Annotated in this window: 11 protein-coding genes; 4 read left to right on the top strand and 7 right to left on the bottom strand. The window is 43.5% G+C overall.

Annotated elements, in window-relative coordinates; all coding sequences use genetic code 11:
- The first annotated feature begins 89 nt into the window (after positions 1 to 89).
- Both RIG66_RS09260 and RIG66_RS09265 read left to right on the top strand, forming a co-directional pair.
- Complete coding sequence (locus RIG66_RS09260; protein ID WP_446377317.1) at positions 90 to 626, top strand: YcxB family protein; 537 nt, start codon at positions 90 to 92, stop codon at positions 624 to 626.
- A gap of 329 nt (positions 627 to 955) precedes the next feature.
- Positions 956 to 1,207: a UPF0175 family protein gene (locus tag RIG66_RS09265; RefSeq protein WP_446377319.1), complete on the top strand. Its 252-nt coding sequence runs from the start codon at positions 956 to 958 to the stop codon at positions 1,205 to 1,207.
- A 433-nt stretch (positions 1,208 to 1,640) separates the two neighbouring features.
- Here RIG66_RS09265 and RIG66_RS09270 read toward each other — a convergent pair whose 3' ends face one another.
- On the bottom strand, positions 1,641 to 2,327 hold the full coding sequence (locus tag RIG66_RS09270; protein WP_446377321.1) for a hypothetical protein: 687 nt from the start codon (positions 2,325 to 2,327) through the stop codon (positions 1,641 to 1,643).
- A gap of 325 nt (positions 2,328 to 2,652) precedes the next feature.
- On the opposite strand from RIG66_RS09270, the gene RIG66_RS09275 reads away from it, so the two are divergent.
- Entirely contained in the window at positions 2,653 to 2,868 is a 216-nt protein-coding gene (locus RIG66_RS09275) for a hypothetical protein (protein WP_446377323.1), read from the top strand.
- Positions 2,869 to 3,015: 147 nt separating this feature from the next.
- On the opposite strand, the gene RIG66_RS09280 is transcribed toward RIG66_RS09275, so the two are convergent.
- Together RIG66_RS09280 and RIG66_RS09285 are read right to left on the bottom strand one after the other, a co-directional pair.
- Positions 3,016 to 3,486 (bottom strand): helix-turn-helix domain-containing protein, encoded by a 471-nt coding sequence (locus RIG66_RS09280; RefSeq protein ID WP_446377325.1) that lies wholly within the window; start codon positions 3,484 to 3,486, stop codon positions 3,016 to 3,018.
- A 60-nt stretch (positions 3,487 to 3,546) separates the two neighbouring features.
- Positions 3,547 to 5,037, bottom strand: a complete 1,491-nt coding sequence (locus tag RIG66_RS09285) for a thioredoxin-like domain-containing protein (RefSeq protein WP_446377327.1) — start codon at positions 5,035 to 5,037, stop codon at positions 3,547 to 3,549.
- Between the two features lie 605 nt (positions 5,038 to 5,642).
- Between RIG66_RS09285 and RIG66_RS09290 the strand changes: the two genes are divergently transcribed.
- Positions 5,643 to 7,325, top strand: coding sequence for an FkbM family methyltransferase (locus tag RIG66_RS09290; RefSeq protein ID WP_446377329.1), 1,683 nt, complete (start codon positions 5,643 to 5,645; stop codon positions 7,323 to 7,325).
- Here RIG66_RS09290 and RIG66_RS09295 read toward each other — a convergent pair.
- The 4 genes from RIG66_RS09295 to RIG66_RS09310 all read right to left on the bottom strand — a co-directional run.
- Complete coding sequence (locus RIG66_RS09295) at positions 7,289 to 9,538, bottom strand: O-linked N-acetylglucosamine transferase, SPINDLY family protein (RefSeq protein WP_446377331.1); 2,250 nt, start codon at positions 9,536 to 9,538, stop codon at positions 7,289 to 7,291. The two genes, RIG66_RS09290 and RIG66_RS09295, sit on opposite strands and share 37 nt — an antisense overlap.
- Positions 9,539 to 9,640: 102 nt before the next feature.
- Positions 9,641 to 10,246 (bottom strand): type IV pilin-like G/H family protein, encoded by a 606-nt coding sequence (locus RIG66_RS09300; protein WP_446377339.1) that lies wholly within the window; start codon positions 10,244 to 10,246, stop codon positions 9,641 to 9,643.
- A gap of 125 nt (positions 10,247 to 10,371) precedes the next feature.
- Positions 10,372 to 11,694, bottom strand: a complete 1,323-nt coding sequence (locus tag RIG66_RS09305; protein WP_446377333.1) for a class I SAM-dependent methyltransferase — start codon at positions 11,692 to 11,694, stop codon at positions 10,372 to 10,374.
- Positions 11,695 to 12,157: 463 nt separating this feature from the next.
- Positions 12,158 to 12,893, bottom strand: a 736-nt coding sequence (locus RIG66_RS09310; protein ID WP_446377335.1) for an Rpn family recombination-promoting nuclease/putative transposase, incomplete at its 5' end; no start/stop codon positions are given.

A 12,893-nucleotide genomic window follows, 5' to 3' on the forward strand; every position in this document is an offset into this window, starting at 1 on the left:
GCATGAGTTCTTTGTAGTAGATTTCACTGTTAACTTCGTTTAATATATTTCTATGACAGTATTTATGATCTGCATCTTAGGAGGACAGGATGCGACTGGAGTATCGGCTTACCCTCAATGAATACCTAGCAGCTATGGAGGCTGATCGCAAAGCTAGGAATCCCAGGTTGTTAAATTCTTCATGGTCTACCACTATTTTTTTTATTATTGCTGGATCAATCATGTTATTTTTGTCTATTATTTTTGGTTCTATTACTTTTGCTGATATTGTTCTTCCAATTTTTATGTTTTTAGGGGCTATTTTCATAAGTCCGCCTATTTCCAATAAATTATATCGTTGGCAAATCTCAGGTCATTATAAAAACGACCCCCGTATGCATCAGTGTGTAACTGTTGATTTAGACGAAAACACTATTCAAGTTACTTCAGCCGATGCAACAGCTCAATATCAATGGAAAGGCTTTGATTATTTCATAGAAGCAGATGATGTGTTTAATCTTTACATATCTAAAAGAATTTTCTTTATGATTCCTAAACGGGGGTTTAGCAATAGCGAACAACTCGATAGTTTTAGAAATATAGTCCTTGAAGAAATTGACAACGAGCCTAATTTTTTTAGGAATTAACCCAGAATATGTTAATGTTTGGCATAGCCGAGTTATTATTCTGGAGAGTTTAAAAAGGGACGAAGACACACAGGCTGATCTTTGCTTCAATCATCTGATTGTTACGGGTCTTCCGTACTTAGTGTGCTAAATTGTTAGTTTGATTAGTCCGAAGATTGAACAGTAAGAGCTTTAGCCATTTCTTCCCATATTTCAAGTCGTTTTGATGGACTTAGGCGCTACAGTCTACAGGGCGATCGCGAAACCTACCGCAGGCGATCGCTAATCCTGTCGGGTGCATCACTACTCTACAATAAGGGGAGAATGAAAAATACCAAGAGTCCAATAAAATGGTTCAAATTATTCTAAATTTTTCTGAGGAAATATTGTCGGCACGGCGTAAGTCTCCCCAGGAGTTTGGGGAGGAGATGCGTTTGGCAGCGGCGATTTTTTGGTATCAGCAGGGGGAAGTGTCTCAGGAGAAAGCGGCGCAGATAGCTGGGTTAAATCGTCGGGATTTTCTGGAAGTTTTGGCTCGGCATAAAATTGATGTTTTTCAGGTAGATTTTGATAATTTGGAGCAGGATTTAGAGCGTGCCTAGCTTGACGGTAATTAATACTTCGCCACTGATTTTTTTGAGTAAGGGTGGGTATCTTGAGTTGTTGCAGGTTCAACTACGGTAACATTTACTAAATTGGGCGCAAGCCTTGCGCCCCTACACGCCCCTACAATTTATGCACGCAAGCCTAATCCATTCAATTAGATGTGCCACGCTACTACATCTTTCCGGCGGGGATGCATCAAAACGGATGACAAAGGACGGAGGAAAAATGACAAATGACTTACAATTCCTCTTTGATGGGAGAAATAGGCAAATACTTCGGGTCTTCCGGACTTAGTGTGCTAAACTATCAGTTTAAATGAATCGGTAAGATTGCCACACAAGGACTGTAGCTTTTAACCGCCTCAAAACGAATTGGAATTTGGGTAAAAATAGTTAAAGCTATTGCTGTCCAATATTCTGGAAAATCAAACTAACAATTTAGCACACTAACTACGGAAGACCCGCCAATATAGAGGTTGCGTACATCCCTGGCTTGCACGACAAATTGGTGATATTTCATATCAATTAATACCAGCAATACTGTCGATAAGGAAATGCCGAGTAAAGAAGGAGGACTCATCTGCTGTAGTGCGGGGATGAAATCCACTGGGGCGTGTAAATAGAGGGGAACAGCGTGCAGTTTCGCGATCGCGTACAATAATGCCAGGATATTGAATCCCAATAATCCCCGGAATAGCCAACTGGCTTTCTCAATTGGGAGTAGAGAAGAGAGCAGAAAGACCAGTGCTAAGCCTAGCATACTGGGCTGCACGGGTAAATCCAAAACTTTGAGGATAAATGCGCCAGCAATAATTTGCACCGCAAAAATCCCAACTAGCGATAACCAGGACATGGTTCCCACCAGCACTTTGACGGGATGTCCGTAGCGGTTCCCCAGTAGCGTCCAGATTGGTTCAATTGACCGCCAATAGAATCGGGCAAATCCCAGGAGAATAAGGGTTCCTAGGGCAATGGAAATCGGATAGAGGCTACCCGCCCAACCCAAGGTCAAGGCTTTTTCAGCGGTTCCGAGAACAAATCCCAAACCATAATGTGCCGACACCAGCAAAGCCGCCAAGGAAAAGAAGCCGAGTTGTCGAGTTTCAGTGTGATTCACAGATGATAATCAAGTAAAGAAACTGTGAAGGTCATATCTTAAGTTTGCAATTTAATCCCTCTCGACGTAAATTGCAATCTTTTAGCCGCGTAAAGTCTTCACCTGTGAGGGTACGGCAGTTTTCCCTACCATAACCCAGGGATAATTGATTGGGTAGGGACACGATACTATCGTGCCTTCCAAGCTGTGGTGTAACTCTTTATAAAAGAGACTAATAGCTTTCTGAAAATCTGCGATCACGCCCTGTATTTTTTGTTTATCTTTGTAGATATAACCAACCCCGTTTTACATAAGCATTTGTTTATCAAACATAGAAAAATATGTCATGTTCTGGCTAGTCAATCAACCCAAACCTGTTTCTCTGTCTCAATTACTAGACCATTTCCAATTATCGTCCTCAGCAGTATTGAATGCGATGCAATCCTTGGCAAAACGGTCATTGATTGAAAAACAGGAACAAGATCATCAAACCCTTTTTTCCGTTGCGCCTGGGGTTAAACAGTATGTCGAAACTCAACAGCCTCCAAGTGAAGAAAGCTAAATTTCTTCACATATCTCCCTCAACTGATTAACAGACTGTGATAATCCTTGGTTAATAAGCTTTTCCAGATACTCATCAGGTGACTTAGGTGGATTTTTAAGGATATAAGACACAGGCATCATACACAACGGTTAACTTCGCCATGCATCAATATCCAATATTGAGTTCTTGTGCTTGTGCAGCAAGCTCATTCAGGATTTTCATTCGTTCGGCATCATTGCGATTTTTATAGTCCATCACATCTTGATAACGCATTCGATAAACTGTTCCCTCTCTCCAGTAAGGAATTTCTCCTGATTTCAGCAAACTCAAAACCTGAGTGCGAGAAACACCTAGAATATCAGCCACCTCATAGAGTTCCAGTTCTTTTCTAATAGCAGTTACCTTGACTGCATGTCCTTGACTCATTTGTGTCAATGTCTCAACTAACAGATGAAAGGCGGCGGCGGGAATCGTCACAGTCTCGCTTGTAGCATCTTCTTGCATCACTTGAATAGTGATAGGTTTTCCGTTGTTTTGAACATAAGATGCTAATAGTTGATAACTCGCTTGAGCAATATTCGCTTCTGCTTCAGTTGGTGGAATGGTTGGGGAGTTTTTTTCCGTAGAGAGTGTCATTATCTATACAGTAATCCTAGATAAATGGTGAACAAAAAGTTAAGTGAAAAGGCAACAGCCCTAATACCCGCTCAAGTTTAAACTGGTCACCTCTAATGTACCCAAATCAACACAACGGATCGCATGATTATTCGTATCAGCGATGTAGAGACGAGCCGCGATCGCACTGACTCCAGAAGGTTCGGCAAACTCCGCCTCATGACTCTGACCGTCACGGTGTCCCGCTTTTCCGTTCCCTAACAAGGTTTGACAACTCCCTGTTGTCGGATCGACGCGCTTAATTTTGTGATTATAAGTATCCGCTACCCAGAGGTAATTTTGGGTATATTCCACCCCTAAACAATGTTGGAGTCGTACCTCTGACTTTTGTCCATCTTTATCGCCAAATTCAAACAGTTCACCACTGCCACAAATTGTCCGCACGGGTAAATTATTAATTAGACCCACTCCCCGAATCGAACTGACTTCACTATCAGCCACGTAGAGTTCTCGACCATCGCTGGTAATCCCACTGGGTTGAGCAAAGGCGGCTTCATTAAGTGACCCATCTAAGCAGGCTTCTGCACCTGTCCCTGCATAAGTGCCAATCTCACCCGTTTCAAGATGCATTTCCCAGATTTGATGGGAACCCGCCATGGCAATCAGCAGGCGATTATCAATTATTTCAATATCCCACGGCGAATTTAACGCTGTCTGTAACCCTAAACCGCTATGGGGTTGAATCTGGCGACTTTGCTCTCCAGTACCCGCGATGGTTTCAACTTGCTCAGTTTCGAGATGAATACATCGCAAGCAATGATTTTCCGTATCCGCCACGTAGAGACGTTGATTGTCAGGATCTAGCGTGATACCTTGAGGCGCAAAAAATTGGGCTTCGGCAAACGTTCCATCGGTCAATCCCGGTTCACCTGTACCAATAATATTTAATACTTCACCTGCCAACGTACTCACCACAATGCGATGATGACCGGAGTCAGCAATAAATAGGCGATCGCTAAATTCATCAGCCAGGACTTTACCGGGAAATGCCAAAGGATTGGTCAGGGGATGTTGCTGTTTTTCCAAGGTGAAATGAAGTGGCTCCATTGTCATTGTGCCTTTGTGCTGGTGTTTCTGAATCAGTTCCCCAATCAGTTGATCGAGAACCTCTCGATTCCCTTCTCCTGCCATATCCCTGATCACATATCCTTCCGGGTCAATCACAACTAACGTGGGCCACGCCCGAACCGCATACTGCTGCCAGAGATTACCATTAACGTCTACAACAACGGGATGATCGACATCGTAGCGAAGAATTGCCTGACGAATATTTTCTGTATCTTTTTCGTTATCAAATTTAGCTGAGTGAATACCAATCACAATCAGACTATCTTTATATTTTTGTTCTAAATAGTTTAAGTCTGGCAGAACATGGAGACAGTTAATACAGCAGTACGTCCAAAAGTCGAGAATCACCACTCGCCCTTTTAAACTCGTCAGGGAAAGCGGGTGATTGGTATTTAACCAGATGCCGTCTTGGGGGAGTTCTGGTGATCGAACCCGTGGTGTCATGCGATTCTCAGTGATTGTTCATTGCTTACTGCTGAGATCCTAACCCACCGTTCACTGTAATACCGTTTTTCCAAGTATTCGCAACAGATGTGATCTACCTTCCGTTCCCCTTTAGATCCCCCTCCCGTCCCCCTTTTTAGATCCCCCTCCCGTCCCCCTTCAAAAAGGCTACAGTGTACACACAAGTCTTGTCCGTTAGCATTTAAGGTTGTTCAGCCCCCTAAATCCCCCAATTCTGGGGGACTTTGAACTTCCTGCTCCCCCCAAATTTGGGGGGTTGGGGGGGCTAAATGCAGTATGAGTGAGGTCAATTATGAGATGTGTGTACACGGTAGTTGCTAAGGGGAGGGAACAAAATTGGCGCTTGCTGGGCATAAGGGTGCGATCGCACAATTGAATTGACCAGAAGGGAACAGGCGATCGCACCGTTTGTCGTTCATCTGTAGGGGCGCATAGACGTGCGCCCGATAAAATTGACGGAAATGGTCTTAACCTGCGATCGCACTGTCCGCATTCGGTAGATTATGTTGAAATTGGGGTAAAGTTAGATGTGGACTCGCCTTGGCGATGGGATATAGGGAAACGTACTATAAATTAACTTTTTTATGGACTCTTCTTTTCATCCGATTGATTCCTATTGGAACTATCTTAAGCATATTGGTCTGACGCTGGATTCAGCCGCCCTATCCTCTGTAACGGCTAGTCTGGAAAAGACGGATTGGGATGAGCCGACATCGGCTGTTGAGTTGAATAATGTTGCGGTTGTGGCGTTGATTGAAGCCGAACAAAGTCAGGATGCTTCGGTGCGTTTGCTGTATTTTGAGATGGCGGTTGAGGCGTTGAATCGGGGCGTGGAACTGTATGGACATCCCCTTTGTGCGGCTCATCTGGCTTTGGTTTATGGGATAACTGGAGAAAACAGCCAGGGAATGCAGATGGCGTTTTCTACGTTTATCCAAAGTTTAATGCCTGCTTATGTTGAGGAGTCGATTGATTCAGGGATAGTTTATTTGCCTCCTGGTAATCATTGTATCGATAGTCGCGGGGAAAAGCTGGCGGAAATTCTAGGAACTGGGAATGGGTATACTCAATCCCTGCTCCTATTAAGTGAGGTTTTGTGTTACTCGGTTCTGGTTTTCTACAATGTCGCTGGACTGCGATTTCTCCATTTAGCGGCTCAACTTTATCCTGAATCGGCTGCGGTTAATTTGAAGCTGGGGATTTCCAGTTTGACGAATAATCAACAGGAAGGATTGTTTTATTTACATCGGGCGCGAAAGCTGGAGCCAGAACGGGGTAATATTTTGCAAGCGCTCTATTTGGCGTATCGAGATTTGGGACAGATGGAGAGTGCTAGGGTATGGCGAAGGATTGGTGCTGAATTGAGCCAGGGAACGTCACAGGGGTTAGAGTTGTATTGGACTCGGTTGGCAGAAGAGAGTCACGTTAGTTATGTTCCCTTTGAAAATCAACTCTTGTTAGCTGTTGAACCTAGTTTACGCAGTATTGTTACCAGTGTGCTGATTACGGAGGGAGATTGGTTTGAGAAGGAAATGGAGTTTTGGCGGGGTTGGATTAAACCGGGGATGACGGTGATTGATGTGGGGGCGAATGTGGGGGTTTACACGTTTAGTGCAGCGCTGAGGGTGGGATCGGAAGGGCGTGTGTTGGCGGTTGAACCGTTTTCTGGGTGTGTGCGTTGTTTGCAAGAAACCTGTAAAATTAATCAGTTAGATTGGGTGAAAGTCTGTGCTGGTGCGGCGAGTGATCACCAGGGTACGGCTCGGTTGGCGTTGCAGGGGGCGAATGAACTGAATCAGATTGTTGAGGGGGATGGGGAAAGGATGCAGCCAGGAATGTTTGAGGAGGTGCGCTGTTTTACGCTGGATAGTTTGGTTGAGGAAGAAGATATTAGCAAGGTTGATTTGTTGAAAATTGATGCAGAAGGTCATGAGCTTAAGGTTTTAGAAGGGAGTCTGCGACTGTTAAGCGAATTTTCGCCGATTCTATTATATGAGAATGTTGCTGGAAGTAAAGGGAGTAATGTCGCTGTTGCTGATTTTTTGCAGGCGAGAGGATATCATCTGTTTCACTATCAATCCTATCTACAGCAGGTGATTCCTATTGATTCGACAGAGAGTTTATCAGGGAGATTAAATGTTATTGCTTGTCCAGAGAGTAAGGTTTCTACACTCAATGGTGTAATCAACCCGGTTCAGGAGGAAGAAACTGTTCAAAAACCCAGAGAATATCATTCTTCTGATACAGAATCACTATTGAAAAAATAGCTGGGCAGATAAGAGTTATTGCTTTCAAGATACTTGTGCCACATCTGCTCGTAAGCTTGTTCCATATCGCGGGTAAACTGTTTACCATTCCACAGGGGAGATGTTTGTCTAGATTGTCGCAATCGCCAAGATATTTGCTGTCTCAGGAGTGAATTTTTCCCCAAGCGAATTCCCCACTCGATATACTCTTCATCAGTCCAAGCAATTCCCTCAGTAACGCCCACATTCATCATCATGGTGTAGCTATTACGTGCGGCAAATTGTTCTCCAACTCGGGTTACGATAGGGATGCCCATCCACAAGGTTTCTAATGTTGTGGTTGCACCATTATAAGGATAGGTATCTAATACCACATCAGCAATACTTAAGTTAGCGCGGTGAACGGATTCAGAAACCACTGTCGGCAGAAATCGCAGGCGATCGCAACTCACTCCCTCTTCTTCAGCAATTTGGTTAAAGAAATTTTTAATCGATTCTTCCTCTGCTTTACCTTTAATCAAAAAATAACTATTCGACACTGCTTTGAGAATTTGCATTTGCCATCGAATTGTATCGGGATGGTGTTTATACCCGTTCTGACTACTCAGATATACAATAGCATTACTAGGAATATCTAACTGATCGCGGCGTAGTGTTGGCACACCTACTTCAAAACCATCTACGGCTATATAGGTTTGGGGTAAGCGCCAGAGTTTCTCGGAGTAGTAATCCTGAGCTGAATCAGGTACAACATAAGGGTCAGCAATAAAATAATCGATTGCGGGTATGCCTGATGCATCCCAACCCAGCCAAGTGACTTGAACAGGTGCAGGTTTGAGTGCCATTACCTCACAGGTAGTATCTAACGTGATGCTATCGAGATCAATTAAAATATCAATTGCATCGGTATAAATTTTTTCAGCAATCTCTAAGCCATCAATTCCTGCTTTGTAGGCTTGATCTGCTTGATTTAGATACCACTCCTGTAAAGGGTCGTTTAGCTTACTGTAACCAATGAAATAGGAATAAATTTTGAATTGTTCTCGATCATGATACTGAAATATCCACCGCGCCAACCAGCCCACGGAATGACTTTTGAAGCAGTGAGATAAATACCCAATCTTCAGAGGCTTTTTACTATTTTTTCCTGATCGCTGGCGGTATCGCTCTACTTGCTCCTTAGCATACAATTGCACACTGAGTTGACACAGTTGAGCTAATTGATTCTGAATATATCTATAATTTTTTAAATCGCCCCGCAAGTAGGGGAAAAAATAAGCACAGTTAAATAGGCGCTGTGCTACAATTTCGTTCTGCGGTATCAGTTGTTCTTTCAGGAGCAAAAGAACTAGCTTTTCCTGCTGTAGCATCACTTCATAGGCTTCCTGCCAATGACCACCTGCACTCATTAACCCTCGCAGAACTACGTGAGTGGTGCAGATTTTTTCTGGTAGTGTTTGCGACTTGGAGTTACACAACTTTGCTGTGTCTATTCCCTTAGTATGATCTCTAGCATCTTGATAAAAACACGCAAGATGGCGCAAAACCTCGATGTTTTCGGCATCTAAGCGTAAATACAACTCAAGGATGCGTGCTGCTATTTGGGGACATTTTTGTGAATAGGCAATTTTGATCGACTTTGGCAGTAAGATAGCGAGTAAGTTAATTGGCTCTTGAACATAAGCTAGACTAGCTTCCACTAACTCCAGAGCTAAAGGATGCGAAAAATCCTGCTCCGGAATACTTTGTATGACGTGAAGGAGTAGATTAATATCAAAACTAATCGGTTTGCCTAACTTAAGCAGTTCAATAATGCCGTAGGCAGAAAAATCTTCGTCTGTGAGTCTTTCCTGCTTGATGGCTAATTCTACTAAATGTAATAAATTATTAACATTTGTGGGGCTGATTTCCCGTATATGCTGCCGGATTGCCCAAGCTACTGAATAGTTTGCCTGTTTTTCCTGACGAGTTGCTTCGGCTTGTAGCACCCCTATCAGTTCTGCCGTCCACAAATCGACTTGTTCCGGTTCACCCTCTGCCAAGGCGAAGAACCAAGTCATCTGCGCTTCTTCCTCTTTTCCCTGTAGTAGCAATATCAATCCTAGATGCCAGTAGTGAGACTTGACATCAGGTTCGGTAGCAATTGCTTGCTCATAAAGATTTGCAGCTTGGATGTAGTTTTGTTCAACTAAATGTTGAGCGGCTTGCTGTTGCCAGTTGGCTATATTAGTCAAAGCGCATTCAGCGAATAATGGACATTATTTTTATTTTTGTTTTCGGGTAATACTAAAGGTGGGTAGAGTTTTCTACCCACCTTAACCCAATCTTTATGGGCTTTAGTTTCCTTGTGGATCTCCTATATTTTCATAAGTGCCTGCTGGGCATACAGGTCCCGATTGATCATCTGTAGGTGTAGCTTCTTCTGTTCCAGCAGCTCCACCATCTAGTTGCGATGCCTTTAGAGCTTCGCACAGTACAGCCAGAGTTGTTGCCTCGTTTGTATCTTGTATTTCACCCGTAGATACCCCACCTAAATAGGCTTTAAGTGTACCTATCCTTGGTTGGGCTTGATTTGTGGCAAAGCTAGCAGGACCGGGGGTCTGAGGATCGGCTGGGGGTGCATCAGCACCACCTGCTATTGTGTAGCTATAGTTAGTCGTTTCCGTTTTAATGCCAAGCCCCAAATTACCAAATTTGGTCTCATCAGCGAAGTAACCTCTCTCTAGATAGAAAGCTTGCTGAGATCGGTTCATAGAACCCACATACTGCTTGGCTTCCGACTGCTTTGCCTTATTCGCTTGGTTGAGGAAGGATGGTAGAGCAATAGCAGATAGAATACCGATGATGATAATAACAACGAGTAGTTCAATCAGGGTGAAACCCTGATTCTGTTTTTTCTGGTTCAGGTGTTGCAGAAACTTGGCTTTTAGTTCTGTCTTCATGTCAAAGATGTCTCCTTGAGGTGTGGGGTACTTCACGTCTTAACTCCTGTATGTAACTTACCCACTTCTGCTCCTGTTCATATCATCTGCCTCAAAAAAATTTTGCTGAATTGAGTAGAATGCGCTTATAGCTTGCGTTCCAGCAGAATATACCCCATACTCTCCAGTTGAATCAACATCTGCTGAACCAGGAAGAACGCTTCTTGCTCATCCGTTGGTTCTAGGGTCACAGGATGGACAGGTCTCGCCTGCTGCCAGTGTTTTACCAGTGAGGGAAACGGCTGACCTCCATCCACAAGAGGCAGAAGACACACGGCTATAGAGCTATCTATATTCACAAATCCTTCAGACAATGCCAGATGTTGACTAATAGGAAAGATTCTTAGCTGTGTCACGCAGTCTATCAGATCTTCTCTGACTTTCGCCGTTCTTAGCTGAGGATGCAGGTGTACCTGCGCCTGTTCCCAGTCTGATTCAGTCCATTCGTCAATGGGTAAGAAGGGTTGAGCTTGGTTAGGATGACCACACCAGATATCCAGCAGACGATGGATGGGATTTACAAGTTCATAAAGGTGCAGTTGTTCTTCCACAGATGCTTCGGGCAAACTCATGCCCAAAAATGCAGGTAAATCCTCTGGATCTTTAAACAAACTCATCAAATTCCATTGCCGCCAATTCACCATACTGATAAATTCTAGATCAGCGGATCTCAACGCCGCGAAGAAATCTGGAAGAGTGTTGCCTTTGTCACCCTGTAATAAATGATTTGCCAGAAGAGCATCGGCATTGTTCTCAAAATTAGGTTTCCAGGTTTGCACTTTAAGCAAAACATTATCTTTTAGGCTTGCCATCATTTGCCCAACGAATTCAATTTCCAGTTCCTCTGGATTTCCCTCCATAAATCCCAGCATTTTGAAGACCTCCTGCGCCCGGAAAAAATTAGCTCGTTGAAAGGCACTATGGAGGTTAGCCCGAATAATCCCTTCAAGTTTGAGAACCGCCTTCATCGCCTGCAATCCCATAACAGCGTCGGGCAGGAGATAAAGAACGTCATCACAGTTAATATAGTCAAATTCCATGTTCAAGTTGGGCAACTCTTCTAGAGATAGGACATGAAATTCTGTATTATCAAACCCGTGATACTGTAGGCGTTTTTTCGCCAAGTTAACAGATTCTTCTGAAATATCAATACCAACAATTTTGGCTCCGGGATTGGCTTCCGCTAAAACTAAAGATTTATATCCACTGCCGCAGCCTGCATCTAAAATGACTTTAGAGTCTGTTGTTATAACTTGCTTATTCCGTAGATAATAAGGAGTGACTAAATTATGAATGTAAAGTGAAGTGGCATCATCTTTGGGTGATTTTTCTAGAGGAGTACTCGGGTAAGGCGCTTTGTCAAATTGTTGCCGGATTTTCTCGATTAACTCAGATGTGAGGTTTTCCATACTGTAGAACTCCTGGTATTGGATTTGAGTAGATGTAGAGATTTTATTTAATGACAACTCCAGTTCGTTGCCTTTGTTCGTCCCAGTCAACCATCTACCATGGCAACTCTAACCCAAATCTAGGTAAAACATCTTCCCCTGACAACCTCACCGCCAACTTCACTACCCCTACCCTCTGCGACAGGCGATAAATCTCCACCCGTTGCTGTCGCCGAATCATCTACCCCAAGCGCTTGACAATGGCGAAACACAGATTTCACAGATTTATTGAAACGGTTGGGGTGGGGATGTGAGAGGTTAGCCCCACTGATTACACAGACAGATAGAGGTGTGAGGACACAATCAAGATACGATTGATACACAGATAAAACATCTTTCTGTGTCAATCTGTGTCATTTAAGCGTGAGTCTACAGCAGAATGTGATTAAATCGGTGTCATCTGTGTTATCACAAAGAATCTGGATCAACGAAAGAGCGATCGCAATCTCTCCTCTAACAATTTTGCCCGTTGTCGCTCTTGTTGAGCCAATTGTTCAGCCTCTGTTGCCCGTTGTCGCTCCTGTTGAGCTAGTTGTTCAGCTTCTCTTGTGCGTTGTTTCTCTTGTTCTCGTCCGAGCTGAATACCCTGTCTCAATGCTAATTTTATCGCATTCCGTTGGTCATGAATATACATTTCCCTCTGTAAGAGAGCTTCTAACTCTTCACGAGTCATATTCGCTTGATTCGCTACTTCAAACGCCTTGCGAATTTCCGGGACTTGTGCCATTGCTTCCGGTATCGTTTCTAATCCTCTAGCACATTTGATAAAATATATCCATTTATCCGCCAATGTTTCTAATTCGTCTAACTCCTTGGTAAATTTCGGTAATTCGACAAACACTAACTCCAAATCATTAATCGGGTAATCCGTCAAAATATTCTTTTCTTTGAGAACAAAATTAGAAATCACCTGAGGCAAATCCTCAAACATTTCAAAGTCCGTCAGTGTTAAGGCGATCACTGGATTCAGAAGGGTATAATCGTCTCCGGGTTCCAACTGAATGGAATAGGCTTTAGCGGCGTTATACAATATCCGCTTCTCAAACCCTGATAAATTCAGGACTTGCATCTCAATAATCACCGTTGTCTCATCAGTGAGTTTGGCTTTTACATCCAGGAACGTATCTTTAATTCCCTGAATCTTCGGGGCGAGATAAGGA

Origin of the sequence: Coleofasciculus sp. E2-BRE-01, from assembly GCF_040221695.1 — a bacterium.
Taxonomy (GTDB): Bacteria; Cyanobacteriota; Cyanobacteriia; order Cyanobacteriales; family Coleofasciculaceae; genus Coleofasciculus.